The 20355-nt window shown below is 64.1% G+C and carries 19 protein-coding genes; 6 read left to right on the forward strand and 13 right to left on the reverse strand.

Going from position 1 to position 20355, the window contains the following annotated elements; translation table 11 throughout:
- The 5 genes from AUL39_RS08785 to AUL39_RS08805 all read left to right on the forward strand — a co-directional run bounded on the left by AUL39_RS08785 (nt 1) and on the right by AUL39_RS08805 (nt 6438).
- The gene (locus AUL39_RS08785) at nt 1–702 is read left to right on the forward strand and encodes a hypothetical protein (protein ID WP_059055415.1); all 702 of its coding nucleotides are present in this window, start codon (nt 1–3) and stop codon (nt 700–702) included.
- Complete coding sequence (locus AUL39_RS08790; protein WP_059055417.1) at nt 695–2206, forward strand: Eco57I restriction-modification methylase domain-containing protein; 1512 nt, start codon at nt 695–697, stop codon at nt 2204–2206. Before AUL39_RS08785 ends, AUL39_RS08790 begins: the two co-directional genes overlap by 8 nt.
- Nucleotides 2206–5388, forward strand: a complete 3183-nt coding sequence (locus tag AUL39_RS08795; RefSeq protein WP_059055419.1) for a GIY-YIG nuclease family protein — start codon at nt 2206–2208, stop codon at nt 5386–5388. Before AUL39_RS08790 ends, AUL39_RS08795 begins: the two co-directional genes overlap by 1 nt.
- A 182-nt stretch (nt 5389–5570) precedes the next feature.
- Nucleotides 5571–6161, forward strand: a complete 591-nt coding sequence (locus AUL39_RS08800; protein ID WP_059055421.1) for an AAA family ATPase — start codon at nt 5571–5573, stop codon at nt 6159–6161.
- Nucleotides 6151–6438: a hypothetical protein gene (locus tag AUL39_RS08805; RefSeq protein ID WP_059055423.1), complete on the forward strand. Its 288-nt coding sequence runs from the start codon at nt 6151–6153 to the stop codon at nt 6436–6438. Before AUL39_RS08800 ends, AUL39_RS08805 begins: the two co-directional genes overlap by 11 nt.
- 255 nt (nt 6439–6693) lie before the next feature.
- Here AUL39_RS08805 and AUL39_RS08810 read toward each other — a convergent pair whose 3' ends face one another.
- The 8 genes from AUL39_RS08810 to AUL39_RS08845 form a co-directional block, all read right to left on the reverse strand.
- Nucleotides 6694–7101 (reverse strand): PDDEXK family nuclease, encoded by a 408-nt coding sequence (locus AUL39_RS08810; protein ID WP_059055426.1) that lies wholly within the window; start codon nt 7099–7101, stop codon nt 6694–6696.
- A gap of 418 nt (nt 7102–7519) precedes the next feature.
- Complete coding sequence (locus tag AUL39_RS08815) at nt 7520–7735, reverse strand: hypothetical protein (RefSeq protein ID WP_059055428.1); 216 nt, start codon at nt 7733–7735, stop codon at nt 7520–7522.
- Nucleotides 7736–7996: 261 nt separating this feature from the next.
- Entirely contained in the window at nt 7997–8821 is an 825-nt protein-coding gene (locus AUL39_RS08820; RefSeq protein WP_059055429.1) for a nucleotidyl transferase AbiEii/AbiGii toxin family protein, read from the reverse strand.
- Nucleotides 8814–9404, reverse strand: coding sequence for a type IV toxin-antitoxin system AbiEi family antitoxin domain-containing protein (locus AUL39_RS08825; RefSeq protein WP_235810821.1), 591 nt, complete (start codon nt 9402–9404; stop codon nt 8814–8816). Before AUL39_RS08825 ends, AUL39_RS08820 begins: the two co-directional genes overlap by 8 nt.
- 135 nt (nt 9405–9539) lie before the next feature.
- The gene (locus tag AUL39_RS08830; protein WP_160327070.1) at nt 9540–10676 is read right to left on the reverse strand and encodes a tyrosine-type recombinase/integrase; all 1137 of its coding nucleotides are present in this window, start codon (nt 10674–10676) and stop codon (nt 9540–9542) included.
- A gap of 774 nt (nt 10677–11450) precedes the next feature.
- Nucleotides 11451–12662 (reverse strand): MFS transporter, encoded by a 1212-nt coding sequence (locus tag AUL39_RS08835; protein WP_235810822.1) that lies wholly within the window; start codon nt 12660–12662, stop codon nt 11451–11453.
- A gap of 292 nt (nt 12663–12954) precedes the next feature.
- Nucleotides 12955–13263 (reverse strand): AzlD domain-containing protein, encoded by a 309-nt coding sequence (locus tag AUL39_RS08840; protein ID WP_059055434.1) that lies wholly within the window; start codon nt 13261–13263, stop codon nt 12955–12957.
- The gene (locus AUL39_RS08845) at nt 13253–14122 is read right to left on the reverse strand and encodes an AzlC family ABC transporter permease (RefSeq protein WP_082667375.1); all 870 of its coding nucleotides are present in this window, start codon (nt 14120–14122) and stop codon (nt 13253–13255) included. Before AUL39_RS08845 ends, AUL39_RS08840 begins: the two co-directional genes overlap by 11 nt.
- A gap of 159 nt (nt 14123–14281) precedes the next feature.
- Here AUL39_RS08845 and AUL39_RS08850 point away from each other — a divergent pair, with 159 nt between their 5' ends.
- A complete protein-coding gene (locus tag AUL39_RS08850) occupies nt 14282–15178 on the forward strand; it encodes a LysR family transcriptional regulator (protein ID WP_059055437.1) in 897 nt (298 codons plus the stop codon).
- 278 nt (nt 15179–15456) lie between these two features.
- Here the strand turns inward: AUL39_RS08850 and AUL39_RS08855 are convergent, their stop codons facing one another.
- Genes AUL39_RS08855 through accB form a run of 5 tightly spaced genes read right to left on the reverse strand, consistent with a single transcriptional unit; the run spans nt 15457 to nt 20353 of the window.
- Nucleotides 15457–16329: a DegV family protein gene (locus tag AUL39_RS08855; RefSeq protein WP_082667349.1), complete on the reverse strand. Its 873-nt coding sequence runs from the start codon at nt 16327–16329 to the stop codon at nt 15457–15459.
- Nucleotides 16326–18062: an acetyl-CoA carboxylase carboxyltransferase subunit alpha/beta gene (gene accA / locus AUL39_RS08860; RefSeq protein ID WP_059055440.1), complete on the reverse strand. Its 1737-nt coding sequence runs from the start codon at nt 18060–18062 to the stop codon at nt 16326–16328. Before accA ends, AUL39_RS08855 begins: the two co-directional genes overlap by 4 nt.
- On the reverse strand, nt 18055–19392 hold the full coding sequence (locus AUL39_RS08865; RefSeq protein ID WP_059055442.1) for an acetyl-CoA carboxylase biotin carboxylase subunit: 1338 nt from the start codon (nt 19390–19392) through the stop codon (nt 18055–18057). Before AUL39_RS08865 ends, accA begins: the two co-directional genes overlap by 8 nt.
- A 6-nt stretch (nt 19393–19398) precedes the next feature.
- Nucleotides 19399–19824 (reverse strand): 3-hydroxyacyl-ACP dehydratase FabZ, encoded by a 426-nt coding sequence (gene fabZ / locus AUL39_RS08870; protein WP_059055445.1) that lies wholly within the window; start codon nt 19822–19824, stop codon nt 19399–19401.
- Between the two features lie 10 nt (nt 19825–19834).
- On the reverse strand, nt 19835–20353 hold the full coding sequence (gene accB / locus AUL39_RS08875; RefSeq protein ID WP_059055447.1) for an acetyl-CoA carboxylase biotin carboxyl carrier protein: 519 nt from the start codon (nt 20351–20353) through the stop codon (nt 19835–19837).
- Nucleotides 20354–20355: the final 2 nt, after the last annotated feature.

Below are 20355 nucleotides of genomic sequence, written 5' to 3' on the forward strand. Positions count from 1 at the left end.
GTGGCAGGACAGGTCAAGTCAAGGGAGCGCGTCCAGGAGCACGGCGAGGTGTTCACGAACGAGCGCGAGGTCAACGCCATGCTCGACATGGTGAAGCAGGAGACCGAGCGCATTGACTCGCGGTTCCTCGAGCCCGCCTGTGGCGACGGCAACTTCCTCTCCGAGGTGCTCAGAAGAAAACTGGACGTGGTCGACTCGCGATATCGCAGGTCGCTCCCCGAGTGGGAGAGATACGCGTTCATCGCGGTAGGCAGCATCTACGGTGTCGAGCTTCTCCGTGACAACACGATTACATGCCGCAAGAGGCTGTATGGGATCGTCGGGAGTCGCTATGCGCGTGTGTCCAAGGGGAGCCAGAACCAGGCCTTCCTTGATGCGATTGCATTCGTGCTCGAGCGAAACATCCTCAACGGCAACGCGCTCAGCCTCAAGGCCGTCGACGCGGCCGGCAACGACACCGACGAGCCGATCATATTCTCAGAGTGGTCTGTCGTTCTGGGAGACAAGGTGAAGCGCCGCGACTTCCGTCTCGACGAGATGCTGGAGGGCAACGTCGATAAGGGCCAGACGCGCTCGCTCTTCGGAGCAGGCAACAATCCAGCGGTCGACTGGGAGTACGACGAGGAGACGAAGTCGTTCATCCCCAAGCCCATCCGTGAGTACCCTCTCGTGAGCTTCTACGAGGTGCAGAGCTATGAGTAGCCTCTTCGAGAGCACCTACAATCCAGATGTGCTTAGCTGCCTCGCCAACCTCAGCAACGACGAGGTGTTCACCCCGCCCGAGCTCGCTAACCAGATGCTCGACCTCCTGCCCGAGGACATATGGCACGACCCGAACGCGACCTTCCTCGACCCCGCGTGCAAGTCCGGTGTGTTCCTGCGCGAGATCGCGAAGCGGCTCATCGAGGGGCTGGCGGACGAGTACCCCGATCTCCAGGAGCGGCTCGACCACATCTACAAGAGGCAGATCTTCGGAATCGCCATCACCGAGCTCACGAGCCTGCTCTCGCGGAGGAGCCTGTACTGCTCCAAGTACCCCAACAGCAAGTACTCCGTCGTCCGATTCGACGGCCCTGAGGGCAACATTCGCTTCAAGAATGTCCAGCACACTTGGCGTGACGGGCGTTGCGTCTGGTGCGGTGCTGCCCAACAGCAATACGACAGGGACCCGTCGCTTGAGCAATACGCATACGAGTTCATTCACATTGACAATCCTGAAGAGGTATTGCACATGAAGTTCGACGTCATCATAGGAAATCCGCCCTATCAGCTAAGCGATGGCGGCAACAACGCCTCTGCCATGCCCATCTACCAGAAGTTCGTGGAGCAGGCCAAGAAGCTCAACCCCCGCTTCCTCGTGATGATTACGCCCTCCCGCTGGTTCTCCGGCGGGCGCGGCCTCGACTCCTACCGCAAGGACATGCTCAACGACCGGCACATCAGGAAGCTCGTTGACTACGAGGACGCAAACGAGTGCTTCCCCGGCGTCGACATGTCCGGCGGCGTCTCCTACTTCCTGTGGGAGCGCGACTACAAGGGCGACTGCGCCGTTATCAACATGAAGAACGGCGAGGCAGACGAGCAGGAGCGCGACCTCGGCCGCTACGACATCCTCATACGCTCCAACCAAGCCGTTTCCATCGTGGACAAGGTTACGGCACATACCAGCAAGTTCCTTAGCGCCTACGTCAGCAGCCAAAAGCCCTTCGGCCTGCGCACGTTCGCCCAGCCCACTGGCAGGGGCGACCTCACGCTACGTTGGAGAAACGGCAGGGGGCCCATCGAGCGCACCGCAATCACGGCCGGACAGGAATGGATAGACAAGTGGAAGGTCATCGTGTCGCGCGTCGTCTATGAACACGCCGGTGGCACCGACGCCCAGGGCATGCGTCGCGTGCTCTCCATCCTCGAAGTCCTCGGGCCCAAGGAGGTCTGCACAGAGACGTATATCGTCGTGAAGACCTTCGACACCGAGGCGGAGGCCCGCAACTGCATGGCATACCTCGCGCTCAAGTTCCCACGCTTCCTCATCAGCCAAGTGGCCTCCGCGCAGATGGTCAACAAGAAGTCCTTCATGTTCGTGCCCGACCTCGATTTCTCGAGGAGCTGGACCGACGTCGACCTCTACAACGAGTTTAGCCTAGACGACCAGGAGACCGCATACATCGAGAACCACATCAAGGAAATGAACCCGGGTGAGGACTGATGCCCACTAACGACTTCTTCCCCGAGCGACCGGACGTCCAGCCGATCATCTACGCCTACTGCGAGCCGCACAACCGCGAGCTCAAGGGGCTGCTCAAGGTCGGCTACACCGGGCGCACCATCGAGGAGCGCATGCACGAGCACTACCCGACGCTCAAGCCCGGCGAGAAGCCCTACGAGGTCGTGTTCACCGCGCCCGCCATGCGCGACGACGGCACCGTGTTTCTGGACCACGAGGTGCACGCCAACCTCGAGGAGAACGGCTTCAAGCGCCTGCGCGACCGCGACGGGAAGAAGACCGAGTGGTTCCGCTGCACCGTGGACGACGTGAGGGCCGCCTACGTCGCTGTGCGCGACCGCGCCGAGAACGTCGAGCGGCGCACGCAGACCTTCAGGATGCGGCCCGAGCAGGAGGCCGCCGTCCACAAGACCGAGGCCTACTTCCGCTCCATCGAGAAGGAGGGCGGCGCGCGCACGCCCAAGTTCCTCTGGAACGCGAAGATGCGCTTCGGCAAGACCTTCGCCACCTACGAGCTCGCCAAGGACATGGGCTTCAGGCGCCTGCTCGTGCTCACCTTCAAGCCGGCGGTCCAGGCGGCGTGGGAGGAGGACCTCGCCACGCACGTCGAATTCGAGGGATGGCAGTTCATCAGCCGCCCAAAGGAGCCGAGCAGGCCGGACATCGCCGAGCAGTACGAGGCGGCCGACAAGTCCCGCCCGATCGTCTGCTTCGGCTCCTTCCAGGACTTCCTGGGCCGCGACCGCTCCGGGCGCATCAAGCCGCAGCACGAGTGGGTGCGCGAGGAGGACTGGGACCTCGTCGTCTTCGACGAGTACCACTTCGGCGCGTGGAACGAGAACTCCAAGACGCTCTTCGAGCCCGAGGACGAGGACGAGCGGGACACGCAGGAGGACATCGACACCCGCGTCGGCAAGGTGAACACCGGAAACGAGATGGACGAGGGCGACCTGCCGATCGTGACCCGCTACTACCTCTTCCTCTCCGGCACGCCCTTCCGCGCCCTCAACTCGGGCGAGTTCATCGAGGAGCAGATCTTCAACTGGACCTACTCCGACGAGCAGGCGGCGAAGGAGGCGTGGCCCAGCGAGCACCCCGGCCGGCCGAACCCCTACGAGAGCCTGCCGCGCATGGTCATGCTCACCTACCAGATGCCCGACGAGATCCGCAGGGTTGCGCTCGGCGGCGAGTACAACGGCTTCGACCTCAACGCCTTCTTCGAGGCCAGGGGGGAGGGCGACGAGGCGGAGTTCGTGCTCAAGGACTCGGTCCAGAAGTGGCTCGACCTCATCCGGGGGGCCTACAGGCCCTCGGCGGTGGACGACCTGAAGCTCGGGGCCGAGAAGCCAGCCCTCCCGTACTCCGACACGCGGCTCCTTCGCGTGCTCAACCACACGCTCTGGTACCTGCCGCGCGTCAACAGCTGCTACGCGATGCGCAACCTCCTCGCCGAGCCGCAGAACGTCTTCTTCCACGACTACACGGTGAACGTCTGCGCGGGACCCGAGGCAGGAGTCGGCGAGGCGGCGCTCGACAAGGTGCGCGAGTCGATGGCCGACCCGCTCAACTCGCAGACCATCACCCTCACCTGCGGCAAGCTCACGACGGGCGTCACCGTGAAGCCCTGGACGGGGATATTCATGCTGACGAACATGAAGAGCCCGGAGACGTACTTCCAAGCCGCGTTCCGCGTGCAGTCCCCCTGGACCGTCACGGATGACTCCGGGAAGACACAGATCGTCAAGAAGGAGTGCTACGTCTTCGACTTCGCGCTCGACCGCTCGCTGCGCATGGTCTCCGACTACAGCTGCCGCCTCAAGGTGGACGAGAACGAGGGGCCCGAGCAGAAGGTCGGCGAGTTCATCAACTTCCTGCCGGTCCTCGCCTACGACGGGAGCGCCATGCGCCCCGTGAGCGCCGCCGACATCCTCGACATCGCGATGGCCGGGACCTCAGCGACGCTCCTGGCACGGCGCTGGGAGAGCGCGCTGCTCGTCAACGTAGACAACGACACCCTGCGCCGTATCCTCGGCAACGAAGACGCGCTGAAGGCGCTCATGAGCATAGAGGGCTTCCGCAACCTCAACCAGGACATCGAGACGATCATCAACCGCTCCGAGGCCATAAAGAAGGCCAAGCGCGAGAAGGACAACCTCACGTCCAAGGAGCAGAAGGAGATGACCGCCGAGGAGAAGGAGCTCAAGAGCAAGCGCAAGCAGATTCAGGAAAAGCTCATCAAGTTCGCGACGCGAATCCCCGTCTTCATGTACCTCACGGACTACCGCGAGCAGACGCTCAAGGATGTGATCACGCAGCTGGAGCCTGGGCTCTTCAAGAAGGTGACGGGGCTCACGGTCAAGGACTTCGAGCTCCTGGTGTCGCTTGGGGTCTTCAACGACGCCCTCATGAACGATGCGGTCTACAAGTTCCGCCGCTACGAGGACTCCTCCCTCACCTACGCGGGCGTGAACCGCCACGAGGGCGAGAGGGTCGGTCTCTTCGATACTACCCTCTCTGACTTCGAGTACATGGAGATGGCCCAGCAGGAGTCAATGGTAGAGCCCAACGGGCTGTCGAAGGCTTCCGCAACCGAGCAGGCACGAACAACGGACGAACACACGACCTCGCCAGTCGCTACGAAGCCGACTGACAAGGCCAATCCCACCCTTTCGAAGGGCGGCGCGCCATCGGCAAGCTTCACTCCGATGGGCGAGGGGGATGCAAGGCGCGACTGGCTTGACGATGAACTTGACGATGCCGGGCTGGAATACCTCGACAGACGGGAGGGCGATGGCTGCCTCTGGGTCATCGACTCCGCAGCGGCGTCCGCACTCGTAAAGAAGCTCAACGAGCGTGGTGCGGGGTTCAAGCTCAGCTCCCATGGGGGGAGGGCGACGGGCGGCCGCGCCGCCTGGTGGCTCAAGGGCTACCCCGAAGAATCGTTCGAGCCCGTCAAGCCTACCCCCATTGTCACAAAGGCTGAGCTCAACGGCCTGGATCTTGGCGACACGGTGTTCCACAAGGCGTTCGGTTATGGCCAAATCGTCAGCTTGGATGACTCTTACATCGAGGTGTCGTTTGAGAACGACAACCATAAGAAGAAGCCGTCGCGGAGATTCGTGTTCCCCGGATCGTTCTACCAGGGTTTGTTGAGGATTGGGTAACAGATGAAGGATGCTCACATTTGCTCGTATGGCAAGCAAGGTGCGCTATATGTTTCAGAAGATAATGTAACGTCTTGCGCAATGCAAGCGTTCATTGTGAGCAATGCGGATTTGCGGATGGTGAGAGTAAGAACGCATTCAAATTCGTGCGGGAACTTTCCGTAGAACACCCAATCGACTTTATGGTAAGAACAATTAACAGCCGGAAGCTCGCACTCTCTGGGCAGGGAAAGTGCTCACGCAAAAACCTCTGGAAGTTCATTCAATCGTTCTGCTTTGATGAGGATGGCTACAAGAAGGGGTCGGACTGGGAGCAACTTTACAGTGACTTGGTCAGCTTCAAGCTAAATTACGTTGAGAGCTCCTCAATATGCTTCGACGACGGACATGGTATGTACCGAGATATCAGGACTATGTCTCCTGGCACGCAAACAAATATCCTTCTCGAGTACATCGTTCACAAGGATACGAATCTCCCGCTGCTCATCGACCAGCCGGAGGACAATGTCGACAACCAGACGATTTACAGTAAGATCCGGGGCTGGTTTAAGGATTTGAAACACTCACGACAAGTGATAGTCGTTACGCACGACGCAAACATAGTAATAAATGCAGATGCTGAGAATGTAATCGTGGCAGAGCAGCCACAGCCAGGAGTTTTCAAGTATGCCTATGGGGCTCTTGAATACGATGACATACTCGACAGAGCATCACTCATCCTCGATGGCGGAAAAGACGCTGTTAAGAGAAGGCTGGTGAAGTATGGGGACTAGAGAGATTAAGGTAACACTGATGCCGGGGCATGAGATAACTTTACAGAGCGATGCGCCTGACATAGAGGGGCTAGTAAGCTCCATCGTTTCAATAATGGATCAATTCAGTCCTGATGACATCAAGGTCGAGTGTGGTTACGACGGTTTCGATATAAAGAGTTTTAGAGAGATTCTTATTGAAGCTAGTAAAGACTTTATCGACGCCATCGCCCTCGATAAAAGTAAATACCAGTCTGTGCTTGCGAGCCTCGAGGCAGTTGAGCATGAAGCGAATTAAACAATGAATTCTCGATTGGATCGCGATAATGGAAGCAATACTTGAGAAGCACATTTAGCTTTTCGGTCAGTGTGAGATACAAACATGACTTCTTGTTTTTACCTCCCCGCCGTCGCTAGGTGTTCCTGACGGCGGGGAGGGCGGCCGCGGGAGGGCTTGGCTGCGGCCGTGGCGGCAGGAAAGGGACGACCGCCCGGGTTTCCCCGAACGGTCGCCTTCCTGCCGTGAGCGGTGTCTGTGTTATGACGTCCTAGGTCAATCCTTCCTCTCCGCCCACTGCCAGGCGCCAATGAGGTGGCGGAGCTTCGCCTGGCGCTCTCCCGTCACGACGATGGAGACGACGTCGTGGCGTATCGCGTCCACGTCGCCGTGGTCCGCGAGGTAGAGCAGACACGCGCGCCTCATTATCGCGAACTCGGCGGCTCCCACGTTGAGCTCGGGCATCCTGGCCGAGCCCTCCTCGTAGCCGGAGATGACCGCTATGAGCACCGTCTCGTCGCCGTCCGTGGCCACGATTGGCGCGTCCTCGCAGTCGCATGACCAGCCGTCGCCCGCGTGGACTTCGTATCCCCTGTGGGCGAGGTAGTCTCTCACGACGCCCTCGCACGTGGCGACGAGACTCTCCTCGGTCACTGCTGCGGCGCTCTCTGTCTTCTCGGTCATGGTGACCTCCCTAGGACGTGGGAAGGCCCTTTGCCCTCCCTCGCCCAACGAGCGGCAAGGCCCGCGTGGCGGGGCGGCGCGCCCTTGCGGGCGTGGCGCGGCGCCGACCAGTCGCGCGGGCCGTCGGGGAGCGGGAAGAGGTGCTTGCTCCCTGTGCCAGCGTCTTGGGCGAGGGAGGGATTGGAGGTGTTGGCGCGGAAGTGCGGCGATCTTCTGCACCGACCCGGCGCGGGGGCGACCTCCGCTGCCGCGCCGGCCGGGCGCTTTCGACGACCGCGAGGAAAGGGGATGCCGACGATGTCCCCGGCGCAGCGGATGTCGGAAGGGCACATCCGGCCCGATGTCCCCACGCTCCCGCAGGATCGTGGGGACCGACTTGCAACTCACGCAGCACCTGGCCCGCACGGTGAGGATGACCCTACCGCGCAGGGAAGCCGCCTCCCGCATGGGAGTGCGCCTCGGTCGCCTCGGCGAGCTCCCTTACCAAACGCCCCAGGAGGCACATCGCGGCGTCCGCAGCGTCACTTGGCGCCGAAGAGAGGTCGACATTCTCCAGGATTGCCGAGATGCCCTTCTCCGCGAACGCGACCTCTTCGAGGTCCGCGTTGCCGTCGGAATCATAGATCCACTTCATCGTCCCGACTCCATGTCTCGTATCCATGTGTTTTGGTGGCTATGCCAGTGATGCCTTCGAGCAAAAATTAGGCGGAGGCGCTCGTGCGTCCCCGCCACATAAAACCCTATCGGGTTTTGACATCTGGTTCCATTCTAACCAGCCGGGATTGGCGGTCAATCGGATTCGTGGTCTGGACGTCGCCGTGCTAACGGTGGCGGCGTGCTCGCATTCTGGGGCTGGCGACTGGTATTGAAGGACTGGGTCGCTTGCGACTTCCCGCTACCGTGAGGCATCGATGCGGGCGACGAGCCCGTTGGCCCACTCGATGGCCTCCGCGAAGTCCTGCAACACGTCGAGCCCATCCGCCTGGTCGGCGTAGAGCTCGCTCCAGCCCTCTCCGGCGACGACCCTGGGCGGCCATTCCTGTGCCTTCCGGTAGGCGAAGAGCCTCACGCAGACCTGTCTCGTGCGCGCCAGGTCCACGTCGGCGTTGCCCATGATGAGCTGGAGGTCGACGAGGTCGCGCACGCGGTCGCCGCCGCTCGTGAGCCCGTGGAGCTTCTGGGCAACCTGGTAGCAGAGGTCCATGAGGGCCACGTCCCCGACGGCGGGGAACCCGAGCCTCCCGAGGGCGTCCGAGGCCTCGGCCTGGCTGGTCGCGTCTGCCCGCTCGGCGTCGCCGATCTCGTCGAACCCCACCTCGAGGGGCACCGTGCACCAGGACTTTCCCAGGTAGGAGAGCTTCACGTCGAAGGGACGCATCACGTACTCGCCGGGGATGTCCGGTGGCGTGGCGGGCTCGCGGCGCACGACGCGGCCGGTGAAGCCCTCCCATCCGGCGGCGAGCGCATCGGAGAGCCTCGCAGCGTACTCGTCCGGGTCGCTCGCCGTGGCGGTGTCGAGGTCGGTAGTGTAGCGCGTGGCCCCGGACCCGAAGCGCATCCTGACGGCGCTTCCGCCCTTCACGACCCCGTCGGGCAGCATCTGTGCCACTATGGCGCTGGCCACGAGGGTGCGCATGCGCACGTAGCCGTCGGCGGTGCCGCCGGAGGCCCTCCGGATGGCGTCGTCCAGGTGCCTCATGCTGTTCGGGCGCTTAGGCATGGGCGCCCACCTCCCCCTCGATCTCCGCAAGCTCGGCCGGCGTGACGTAGCCCATCCGCGCTGCCTCGCGCGCCGCGTCGACGGCGCGGGCGGGTCCCAGGGTCCTCGCCGCCTCGCGGATCGCGTCGGCGGCCTCCTGGCAGGCTATGCCCTCGTACAGCGTGACCCGGTCCGGGTGCCTCCGCCAGACGAGCCTCACGCCCTCGCCGAGGCTGCGCCTGGTCCTCCTGGGCGTCGCCACCCGGATTGCGCGCGGGTCGGTGGGGCAGAGCCCGAGGAGCGCCACCACGGACTCGCCGTAGAGGTAGGCGCCCTCGCCCGCGGCCCTAACGGCGATAGCGTAGGGTGCCTGCTCCTGGTAGGGCCACACGGGCACTCGGTAGACGCCCCTGGCCACGCGCTCGAGCCTGCCGCGCGCCGCGTACTGCACCACCTCCGCGTCGGAGGCGCCGAGCGCCCTCGCGTCCGCGGACGTCACGAGGCCGTAGTCGTCGGCCGCCCCGTATATGTCGTCTATCTTAGCCATGGCAATAGTATAGCGAAAGCACTCTACATATGACACATCCTCGATCGTATACTCCATAATGCGATCCTCCAAAGTCGCCATCGGCGTTCCGTTCGCCCCAGGGTGTGCATCCGCACGCGCCGCGGCAATCGGACTCGCTTCCGCCCCGAATCCGCTTCCGATGCTTCGATGGGTGCCGTCTGCACCCCGTTCCTACGAGAGCCCCGCGGACATGATCCTGCCCATGAGGTCCATGCTGACCTTCTTGCTGTCTGCGAGCGCGTCGGCGTAGACGTTGAGGGTCATCGCCGCGTTGGAGTGGCCGAGGATGGCGCTCACGGTCTTCACGTCCACGCCGGAGCCGATCGCCATCGTCGCGAAGGTGTGCCTGAGGTCGTGGAACCTCGGCGGCTCGCCCTGTGAGCCCACGAGCCTCGCCACCCTCACGAACGCCCTCCACTCCTGCCCCAGCGCCATCGGGCTCTTCCAGGCGCCGGTGACGGCGCTGCCCACGACGAAGAGCCCCTCGTCCCAGTCGAGGCCCATCGCCTCGCGCTCGCCGTGCATGGCGCGCGCCCTCGCCTCAAGCACGCGGGCGAGCTCGTCGCCGTAGGGGATGGTCCTGGCCGAGCTCCTGGTCTTCGGCGTGGAGAGCGCGAAGGTGCCGTTCGCCCTCGTTAGCGCGTGCGAGACCCGGATCTTGCGTGACACGCGGTCGACGTCCTGCCACCTGAGGGCGCATATCTCGCCCTGCCTCATCCCCGTCATGAGCGCGAGGAGCACGGCGGTGGAGAACGGGTCGGCGACGCTCCCGAGCGTCTGGTTGAGCTGCCGGACGCTTGCGGCGTCGAGGGAGTTTATCGGCTTCGTGGGCCTCTTGGGAGCGTCGACAAGGTCGAAGGGGTTCGACGGGATGTCGCCCAGCCTGCGCGCCCTGATGAAGGCGGTCTTGAGCAGCACGTGGGTGTGCGAGACGGTGTTGCCGCCGTAGCCGTCCTGCACCATGTCGCGCTCGAACTCCTGGATCTGCCTCGCGGTGACCTGTCCCACGGGGGTCTTGCCGAGCTCGGTGCCCAGCAGGTGCTTCGCGTACCAGCGGTAGCCGTCCGCCGTGGAGGCGAGGATGTTGCCGGTGGACTCCTTCATGTCTATGTAGTCGAGGACGTAGCGGTATACCGGCGTCTCGCAGGAGACGGTGCCGGAGAGCTCCTCGTCCTTTCGGACCTCCTCGTCGCGCCACTCCCTGAGGAAGTCCTCGGCGGCGCCCTTCCCGCGGTTGTCCCTGGTGACCTTCCCGGTCTTCCTGCTAACCCTGTCGGGATAGCAGGCGACGGGGGTGTTTCGCGTCATCCTCCTCTGTCTGCCGTCCTCGTCCTGCCAGCTGATCGCGGCCCTCCAGTGGCCGGACCTCTCGTCCTTGAAGACGAACCCATTGCTCAGATTCCTCGGCATCGTGCCCCCATCAACGTTTGAACCTTTGATGCGCCCGCCCGCGGCCGTCGCAGTACGTGCAGTACGTGGATAGTACGTGGCGTACTATTTGCGTACTGCGGACGACTTTACATGACGGGGGCTGTGGTCGCCTCATGTTCGTCAAGGTCAGCAAATGCCCAGTTAAACAGCACAATTTGTGGAAGTGGTGTCCTCTGGTGTCTATTGACATTCATCAAGGATTGCGCCCTGGGGGTCAAGGGGTCGCTGGTTCGAATCCAGTCCACCCGACCAGAAAAGCACAGGCCAGACGGCATATTTGCCGTCTGGCCTGTTTCGTTTTTATACCTGAATACACCATCAGACACCATCCCTCTGGTGCGGACCGCACGTTAAGCCTGAGAGAGCTTGCTTGACTGCAGCTAACGCGAAACCCGTCGTGAGGAGAGCCAGGTCGGGTTCGCTTCATTTTCACCCGGATTCGCGTCGAAGGCGGCGCCGCCGAAAGAGAGTTAGGAGCCTCCCGGGCGCGCGATGGCGCCAATCGACGGTTGGGCTACGATTTTTCGGGGATACACCGAGTATAAAGCGATCCAAAGTCTGATAAACCGCAGGTCAGCGAATTGCCACTGTGTCGCAGTCACATAGGGATTCTCACCAAAACTGCTGCCAACCGGAAGTCCAATGGGGCCGCTACCCCCGCACACCCTTCCGGCGCATCAGCGTGAACATCACGCCAACGGTGACTGCGGTCCCCACAGCGGCAATCGCGCCGCCCACAAGGCCAACGGCACCCACACCCAGCTGCGTCACCGTAGCGCCGCCAATGGCCGAACCCGCGCCAATGCCTAGGTTAAAGAGCCCAGAATAAATCGACATCGCCACCGACGCCTGGTCCTTCTCGGTAATGTGGATGAGAATCGACTGCAGAGCCACGCAGAAGCCCATCTCGCACGCACCCCACACCACAAGCACGACAACGGTGGCGCCCAGCGAGGTCGCCGCAGGTAGCAGCGCCAGTAGGGCAAGCGTCTCCCCCACCAGCGACGCTGCGATGAAGCCCTTCTTGTGACCGTCGTAGAAGCGCGAGAAGAGATAGCTGCCCAGCAAGCCGGCGGCGCCAATCACAACCAGCGCCGCCGTCACGCCCTGCGCGCTCAGGGCGACCGTCTGCGAAAGGAACGGCTCGACGTAGCTGTATGCCACGTACTGCCCGGTGGCGAGAAACACGATTGCCACGTAGAGCGAGACCAGCGGCCCATTGCGGAAGAGCTCGGGGAGCTTGTCCAGCGTGAACTTCTCGCCGGCGCTGAGCGGCGGAAAGACCACGGCAAGATACACAAAGCTTGCAACCGCGACCAGCCCCACCACGGCAAAGGTCATGCGCCACCCAAGCGCAAGCCCAATTGCGCGACCCAGCGGCAGGCCAAAAATCTGCGCGATGGAGCTTCCCGTGGCAACAACGCCCATAGCCGCAGAGGCATGCCGCGGGCTCACCACGCGCGCGGCTACCACCATCACGATGGACCAGAAGACCGCATGGGACGTGGCCACCACCAGACGCGAGCAAATGAGCAGCACGTAGGTGGGCGAAATCGCCGAGAGGAACTGGCCCGTGGCAAAGATGGCGATGAGTCCCAGCAGCAGTCGGCGGAAGTCAAAGCGCGACGCAAAGACCATGAGCGGCAGCGAGAAGAGCATCACGCCCCACGCGTAGACAGAGATCATGATACCGGTCTGGGCCTCGGTGAGCGAGAAGGTCTGGCCGATGTCGCTGAGAAGGCCAATGGGAATGAACTCGGAGGTGTTGAAGATAAAAGCAGAAACTGCCAGTCCCGCCAGCGCCAGCCATTGACCGCGCGTAACTTTGTCGTCATTCCCCTGCGTCTTGCTGATTGAACCCACTATGCTTCCAGCCCTTCAAGCGTTTTGGTGCCTGCAGTCGTATTAGTTGTGAGGTGTCTAGTATGGGCGGTTGGGAGAGCGTGGGAAGCAGTTAGGGCATGGCTGAGCAAAACGGCCACATGTGTGCAAGCTCAGGAGACCTGCGATTCTGGCAGATCGTCAGTGTCATCGGTGACTGTTGAGAACAATTTGGACAGAATCGGCCAATCGGGGAAGGAAAATGTCGATTTACTTCTCAGCAGCAGGGGCTGAGGAGCCAACAGGGCTGAAGCACGGCACCGAAACGCGCCCCCTACGCGAGCAGCAGTTCCAGCGCAAACACAACGCCGCAGCATCCAGCCGCAACCTGCGGGAGGCTCGCCCCAAGCCACGCGGCCACAATGCCTACGACCAGCGCCGTCGCACCGGCAAGCAGCGAATCCGTCGCAGAGAGAATCGCAGGGAAGGTCATCACGGCAAGCGTCACGTATGGCACGTAGTAGAGAAACGACCGCAGGAACCGGTTGGTGATCGGCCGCCGGATGAGCGTGAGCGGCAAGATCCTGGTCCCCAGCGTGACCGCCGACATCACCGCAAGATAGGCAACGATGCTAGGCCGCACGGCAGGCGTCCCCCTCTGGAGCAGGCACCGCAATCGCGGAGTCCGCGTCTCCTGCCTTCTCGCTACCGCCGTCCTGCTCGTCCACCGGGAAGAGCGCCGCCGCAAGCGCCGAGAGCGCCACGGTGAGAATGATGGTGCGCGTGCCCTCGGAGACTCCCGAGAGCAGTGGTGTCCATGCAAACAAAGCGCTGGTAGCAAAGCCGGCCAGCACCAGCCCCGCAATCACGCGGCTCTTGCGCGCGGGAGGGATGATGATGGCAAGGAACATCCCAAAGAGCGCCACGGAAAGCGCACTCACGACGCGCTCGGGAAGCACGCTGCCGGCAATCACGCCCGCCATGCCGCCAAGCGCCCATCCGGGAAGCGCCACGACCATGGCGCCGTAGCTGTAGTACGGGTCGGCCACGCCCGGCCGCGCAATCGCGATGCCAAAAAGCTCGTCGGTGAGGTCAAAACCCACCAGCACGCGATGGATGAGCGGCGTCTTGGGCGAGAAACGCTGTGCCATCGAGCAGCTCATAAGCAGGTAGCGGGCATTGGCCACAAGCATCACCACGGCCATCTCGAGAAGCGACCCGCCTGCGCCAATCACGGCAAAGCCGGCGTACTCCCCTGCCGACGCGTTGTTGAAGAGGCTCGCAAAGAAGCCCTGCACCGCATCGAGCCCCACCTTGCGGGCGGCGATTCCCAGCGAGAACGAGACGGCCAGGTATCCCAGGGCAATGGGAACGCCGTCGCGAACACCCTCGCGCAGCGCCTCGCCATGGCGGGCGAGAAGCCCCGCCCCACGGTGGGCCCGACGCTCGCCACTCGCAAGCGCGCCCGTGGCAAACGCGTTTCTCGTCTCTGCAAACTCCACAAGAATCACCCGCCAAACCTGCTCGGACTTCTCCGCTCAAAGCGTTCTGAGCACATTAAGCAACAGATTTAGTTATTAGTAAAACGAATGATTCTAATTAGTTGAGTAGCTATACTAATAACTAGAAACTCGAGGAAACAACTGAAGAAAGGGCCGCACATGCCTCAGCAGCCGGACGCACAGGCACGCTACTCTCGCTACTCAGTCTTTGTCGACGTTGTCGAGGAGGGCAGCTTCACCAAGGTCGCCAACCGCATTGGCTACACGCAGAGCGCCGTCTCGCAGACGGTCAAGGCCCTGGAGCGCGAGCTTGGGTGCACGCTTGTGGAGCGAGGCCGCGACGGCGTCACCCTCACCAAGGACGGGCAGCAGTTCATGCCCTACCTGCAGGCGGTCGCTCGCGACGAGCGAGCGCTTGCCGAGAAGCAGCGCGAGGTCCAGGGCCTGGGACGCGCCTCCATCACGATTGGCACCTTCACCAGCGTGAGCAGGAACCTTCTCCCCCGCCCCATGCTCGAATTCAGGCGCCTGTACCCCTCCGTCCGCTTCAACCTGCGCCAGAGCGAGTACACCTCGATTGCGGAGTGGGTGCGCAATGGGGAGTGCGACCTGGGCTTCACCAACCTGGCAGACGCAGAGTCCGCGGGTCTGGAGTCCCACTCGTTTGGCCCCGACCGCATGATGGCCGTGGTGCCTCCCGAAAACCCGCTTGCCGAGAAGGACGAGCTCACGCTTGCCGACCTCGCCACGCAGCCGTTCATACTCCTAGACGAGGGCCGCGAATCCGTGACGCTGCACGCGTTTGAGCAGGCGGGCCTCTCGCCACGCGTGTGCTACGAGGTCACAGACGACTATTCGATTCTCGCCATGGTTCGCCAGGGACTGGGCGTCACGATCCTCTACGAGATGATGCTCGTGGGCTTTGAGTCCGGCGTGGTGGTGCGGCCCATTCGCGAGGAGCCGCGGCGCACCATCACGCTGGGCTGGCGCAACTCTGCCACGCTGCCGCTGGCGGCGCGGCGCTTTGCGGAATACCTCATACGCGAACTGGGGTAGCCGCGCCGCGGGCTGGGGTGGGGCCGGCAAGCACGCCCCCTGGCGCCCGCGCGTTCGTTGTTACCGGCCCGTCTTTGCTCGCGAGCGTTTTCGCAGATAAGGTCTGGCAGAAGCCACGGGCCGGTAACAACGCGCTGTTGCATCAGTGGCGTTGTTACCGGCACGATAAGGAGCCTTTGCTGTTATCTGGGAAAACACCCGGGCATCGCCACGGCCCGGTAACAACGCGCAACCGCATCAGTTCTAGGGTCCCGGCCCGGCTTTGCTCGCGAGCGCCTCTACTCCCCCGGCACGTCCCAGGCAAGGCTCACGGAGCCCACGCCCAGGTGCAGCGAGACAACCGGACCGCCGTCACGCACCGAGACCTCCGCCTGCGGGAGCCTCCGCTTGATGCACTCGACCACAGCGCCGGTAGCTGCAGAGTTGCCGTACCCGGTCACGATGAGCAGCCCGTCGCGCGCGCCCTCGGGCACCTGCTTAACAAGCGACCTCGCCACGGCCGTGGTGCCGTGCGCCACATCCACGTCGCGAATGCCGCCCTGGTCAAGCATCATGATGAGGTAGCGGTCGAGCTTGCCGGCAACGGCGCGCCGTGTGGCGCCCAGCCGCCCGGACCGCTTGAGCACGTCGAGACGCGGCACCGTAAAGACGATTCCTTGCCGCGCACGCGCACCCTCAAGCTCGGAGAGGGTCTCCTCGAGCGTGGCGCCGCCCACGATGAGCCGCCGCGCGCGCTGGACGAGAAAGACTAGCCCGCCCGAGGTGGTCCACGAGTCGAGCAGCGCGATCCTCTCGCCATCGAAGCCCTCAGCTATGAGCTGCGCACGGGCCTCCTTGGCGCTCCTGTACGTTCCCGAGAGCCTCGACGACATGGTGATGCACAGCACGTCCGAGCCACCCTCGAGGAGTCGCCGGAACGCCTTGGCCCACGCGGACTGGAAGACCGCCTCGGTGCCCAGGATCTTACCGTTGCGGAAGAGCGTGTCGTAGTCGTCGTTCTCGCCCTCGTAGACCTCGGCGCGGCGCACGCCGTCCACCTGATAGTGCATCGAGACAAGCGTGCAGCCAAGCGCCGCGGCCTCGGCCCGCTTGAGCGGGGCGGAGCTGTCGCACACGATTCCTATGGGTCTAGCAGGTACGTCCTCACTCATGCGTCGAACCTCCCCATCCGACGGAACCTCTCATAGCGCGCCGAGACAAGCTCATCGCCGTCCTTGCCCTCAAGCGCGGCAAGCTCCTCGCGGAGCCTGGCCGCAAGGCGCGCGGCGAACTCGGGCGTGCCCAGGCCAGCAGCGTCGATCTCCCCATCGACGATGCCAAGTCGCTCCAGCGTTGGCGCCGTGATCCCAAGCGCCTCGGCAGCCTCCCCCGCGCGCTTGGGCGTCTTCCAGAGGATTGACGCACAGGCCTCGGGGCTCACCACCGAGTACACGGCGTCCGAGAGCATGAGCACGCGGTCGGCCGTGGCAAGGGCAATCGCCCCGCCGGAGCCGCCCTCTCCCATGATGACACTCACCTCGGGCACGCGCAGCCCACTCATGGCCATGATGTCGTCGGCGATGGCGGCACCCTGGCCGCGCTCCTCGGCCTCCATGCCGGGATATGCTCCGGAGGTGTCCACAAGGCACACCACGGGCCGGCCGAACTTCTCGGCCTGCCTCATGAGACGAAGCGCCTTGCGGTAGCCCTCGGGCTCCGGCGAGCCAAAGTTTCTGGCCACGCGCTCCTTGGTGGTGCGGCCGCGGTCCGTGCAGATAACGGTCACAGGGCGCCTGCCGAGAAGTGCGATGCCTCCCATCACGGCGGGGTCATCACCAAAGAGGTGGTCGCCGTGAAGCTCGATGAGGCCCGAGAAGGCCTGCTCGGCTACCGTGGGGACGCTTGCCCGGTTGGTGTCGCGCACGCGACGGACCAGGTCGTACGGCGTGACGGAGTCTACCTCGACAGCCGCCTGCGGATGCTTTGGCGCCGGCCAGCGGGGCTCTTCCGGGAAGGCCGCCGGGCACTGCGGCACCTCGTGCGAGACGTCGCCCAAGGCCGCGCGGTCATGAAGGAAGAGCAGGTACGCCAGGGTGGCAGGAAGCTCCACGCGCGCCACGACCATGTCCACAAACCCATGGTCGAGAAGGAACTCGGCACGCTGGAAGCCCGCCGGCAGGCGCTTGTGGGTGGTCTGCTCGACCACGCGCGGCCCGGCGAAGGCCACAAGGGCGTCCGGCTCGGCCAGGCAGATGTCTGCCTCCATGGCAAAGCTCGCCGTGACGCCACCGGTGGTTGGGTCCGTGAGCACAGCGATGTAGAGAAGCCCGGCGTCGCCGTGACGACGCACGGCATTGGTGACCTTGGCCATCTGCATGAGCGAGGTCACGCCCTCCTGCATGCGGGCGCCTCCGGAGACCGTGAAGCCCACCACGGGCAGGCCGGCCTGGGTCGCGCGCTCGAAGCAGCACGTGATCTTCTCGCCCACGGCACTGCCCATGGAGCCCATCATGAAGGCGGAGTTCATCACAAAGAGGGCGCAGCGCTCGCCGCCAATGGTGGCCTCGCCGCACACCACGGCCTCGCGCTCGTGCGAGGCGGCATTTGCGGCAGAGAGCTTCTCCTGGTAGCCGGGGAAGTCCAGCACGTCGTGCGGAGCTACCTCCGCGTCCCACTCCACAAAGCTCCCGGCGTCAACGGTGAGCTTGATGCGCCGCCTGGCCGAGAGGCGCATGTGGTGGCCGCAGCGCGGGCACACGTCCAGCTCGCGCGAGAGGACCGTTGCCTCCACCACGTGGCGGCAGTGCGGGCAGCGCACCAGCACCATGCGGGGAGGCACGTCTATGGGGACCTCGGTGACCGGCCCCTCGAGCTCGTTCTCGCTCTTGTCGCGCGTGCTACTCATAGAGGTGCCCCATCAGGTTGGTGTGGTAGTTCCCGGAGAGGAACTCCTCGTTCGAGAGGATGTCCAGCTGAAGGTCGGCGTTGCACTCCACGCCCTCGATCACGAGCTCGCCCAAGGCCGAACGCATCTTGCGGATGGCCTCCTCGCGCGTGGGGCTGTAGACCACGAGCTTGCCCAGGAGCGAGTCGTAGTAGGGCGGCACGACGCAGCCCACGTAGAGCGCGGAGTCAAAGCGCACCCACGGGCCGTTGGGCACGTGGAGCATCGTAATGCCGCCGCAGGACGGCCTGAAGTCCGAGGTCTCCGCGTTGATGCGGCACTCAATGGCGTGCCCCGTCACGCGGATGTCCTCCTGCGAGGACTCCAACGGCACGCCTGCTGCCACGCGGAGCTGCCACTTGACCAGGTCTTTGCCAGTCACGAACTCCGTCACGGGGTGCTCCACCTGCAGGCGCGTGTTCATTTCCATGAACCAGAAGTTGCCGTTGTCGTCGAGCAGGAACTCGATGGTGCCAACGCCCTCGTAGCCCACGGAGCGGGCGAGGTCGCGGGCGCAGGCCTCCATGTGCAGGCGCACGTCCTCGGTGAGCGCCGGGCACGGGCTGGGGCTCTCCTCAAGGAGCTTCTGGTTTCTCCGCTGCACTGAGCACTCGCGCTCGCCGAGCGATAGCACGTTGCCGTACTTGTCGCCAATAACCTGCACCTCGACGTGGTGCGCGGGCGAGACGAACTTCTCCATGTAGCACTTGCCGTCGCCAAAGGCGGCCTCGGCCTCGGCGCTTGCGGTCTCGAACGCGGCCGGCGCGTCCTCCGGGCGCTCGACCTTGCGGATGCCGCGCCCGCCGCCGCCCGCGCGCGCCTTCACCAGCACGGGGCAGCCGATCCTCTCGGCCTCCTCGCGCGCCTGCTCGGCGGACTCGAGGAGGTCGCAGCCAGGCACCACGGGGACGCCCGCCGCGCGAGCGGTGCGGCGCGCCTCGTCCTTGTCGCCCATGCGGCGCATGACCTCGGGCGAGGGGCCGACGAACACCAGGCCGTGGTCGTTGCACTCCTGCGCAAACTCGACGTTCTCGGAGAGGAAGCCGTAGCCTGGGTGAATGGCCGATGCACCGGACTCAAGCGCCACCGTGAGGATGGCGTCGGTGTTGAGGTAGCTCTCGCTCGCGCGCGGCCCGCCAATGCAGTAGGCCTCGTCAGCCAGCGTGGCATGCAGCGCCTCGCTGTCGGCCGTGGAGTACACGGCGACTGTCTTGACGCCCATCTCCTTGCACGCGCGAATCACGCGGACGGCGACCTCTCCCCTGTTTGCGATAAGGACCTTCTGGAACATGAGCCATCAGTCCTTCTGGGGCACCAGGGCAAACGACATGTCCGCGACGCAGCAGATGTCCTGGCCCACCTTTGCCACGCCGTGCGCAAAGTGGAACATGCCGTGCGAGCGGGTGATCTCGCAGGTGAGCTCCACGGTGTCGCCGGGGCGCACGGGGTGCTTGAAGCGCACCTTGTCGAGGCTCGTATAGTAGGGCGTGGCGTCCTTGGCGGCGCCGCCCTGGGCGAGAAGCACGCAGCAGTTCTGGGCGAGCATCTCGCAGAGGATCACGCCCGGCACCACAGGGTTGCCGGGGAAGTGCCCCTGGAGGAAGAACTCGTCGCCCGTCACGTGAGTGTGGCCCACCGCGTGACCGTCAACCAGCTCGCAGTCGTCGATGAGCAGCATGGGCGGACGGTGCGGCAGGATGCCCTCGATCTCTTCCCTGTTCATCTTGAGCCTCCTAGTAGATCTTCATGAGGACGCAGTCGTACTCGACGAGCTCGCCGTCGCTCACGCAGATGTCCACGACCTCGCCGTCTGCCTCGGCGGTCACCTCGTTCATGGCCTTCATGGCCTCGATCACGCAGAGCGTGTCGCCCTTCTTGACCTTGGAGCCCACGCGCACGAAGGGCTCGGCGCCGGGCGAGGCGGCAGCGTAGAAGACGCCCACCATGGGTGCGCGCACGGCGATGACCTTGGTCATATCGAGGGGCTTGCCGGCGTCGGTGGAGTCCGCGTCTGCGGGGGCGGCGTCCTCGCCGTCGGCTGCGGCCGGGGCGGGCGCCGGGGCGGCAGGCGCGGCCGGTGCTGGGACGGCAGCGGCAAGCGGAGCCGGGGCGGCGGCCGCAACGGGAGCCGGGAACGCCTCGGGGCGCTCCATCTCGATGGAGGAGTCGCCCTCCTCGATGCGAATGCGTGCCAGGCCGCGCTCCTGCATCACCTGCGCGAGCGCGTCCACGCGAGAACTGCTGGTGTCCATTC

Source organism: Tractidigestivibacter scatoligenes (assembly GCF_001494635.1).
GTDB lineage: Bacteria > Actinomycetota > Coriobacteriia > Coriobacteriales > Atopobiaceae > Tractidigestivibacter > Tractidigestivibacter scatoligenes.

Bases quoted from the DNA above. Each gene is read 5' to 3' on its own strand.
- AUL39_RS08790 (WP_059055417.1), top strand. From the start codon at position 695: ATGAGTAGCCTCTTCGAGAGCACCTACAATCCAGATGTGCTTAGCTGC.
- AUL39_RS08795 (WP_059055419.1), top strand. From the start codon at position 2,206: ATGCCCACTAACGACTTCTTCCCCGAGCGACCGGACGTCCAGCCGATC.
- AUL39_RS08800 (WP_059055421.1), top strand. From the start codon at position 5,571: ATGGTAAGAACAATTAACAGCCGGAAGCTCGCACTCTCTGGGCAGGGA.
- AUL39_RS08805 (WP_059055423.1), top strand. From the start codon at position 6,151: ATGGGGACTAGAGAGATTAAGGTAACACTGATGCCGGGGCATGAGATA.
- AUL39_RS08810 (WP_059055426.1), bottom strand. From the start codon at position 7,101: ATGACCGAGAAGACAGAGAGCGCCGCAGCAGTGACCGAGGAGAGTCTC.
- AUL39_RS08815 (WP_059055428.1), bottom strand. From the start codon at position 7,735: ATGAAGTGGATCTATGATTCCGACGGCAACGCGGACCTCGAAGAGGTC.
- AUL39_RS08820 (WP_059055429.1), bottom strand. From the start codon at position 8,821: ATGCCTAAGCGCCCGAACAGCATGAGGCACCTGGACGACGCCATCCGG.
- AUL39_RS08825 (WP_235810821.1), bottom strand. From the start codon at position 9,404: ATGGAGTATACGATCGAGGATGTGTCATATGTAGAGTGCTTTCGCTAT.
- AUL39_RS08830 (WP_160327070.1), bottom strand. From the start codon at position 10,676: ATGACGCGAAACACCCCCGTCGCCTGCTATCCCGACAGGGTTAGCAGG.
- AUL39_RS08850 (WP_059055437.1), top strand. From the start codon at position 14,282: ATGCCTCAGCAGCCGGACGCACAGGCACGCTACTCTCGCTACTCAGTC.
- AUL39_RS08855 (WP_082667349.1), bottom strand. From the start codon at position 16,329: ATGAGTGAGGACGTACCTGCTAGACCCATAGGAATCGTGTGCGACAGC.
- accA (WP_059055440.1), bottom strand. From the start codon at position 18,062: ATGAGTAGCACGCGCGACAAGAGCGAGAACGAGCTCGAGGGGCCGGTC.
- AUL39_RS08865 (WP_059055442.1), bottom strand. From the start codon at position 19,392: ATGTTCCAGAAGGTCCTTATCGCAAACAGGGGAGAGGTCGCCGTCCGC.
- fabZ (WP_059055445.1), bottom strand. From the start codon at position 19,824: ATGAACAGGGAAGAGATCGAGGGCATCCTGCCGCACCGTCCGCCCATG.
- accB (WP_059055447.1), bottom strand. From the start codon at position 20,353: ATGGACACCAGCAGTTCTCGCGTGGACGCGCTCGCGCAGGTGATGCAG.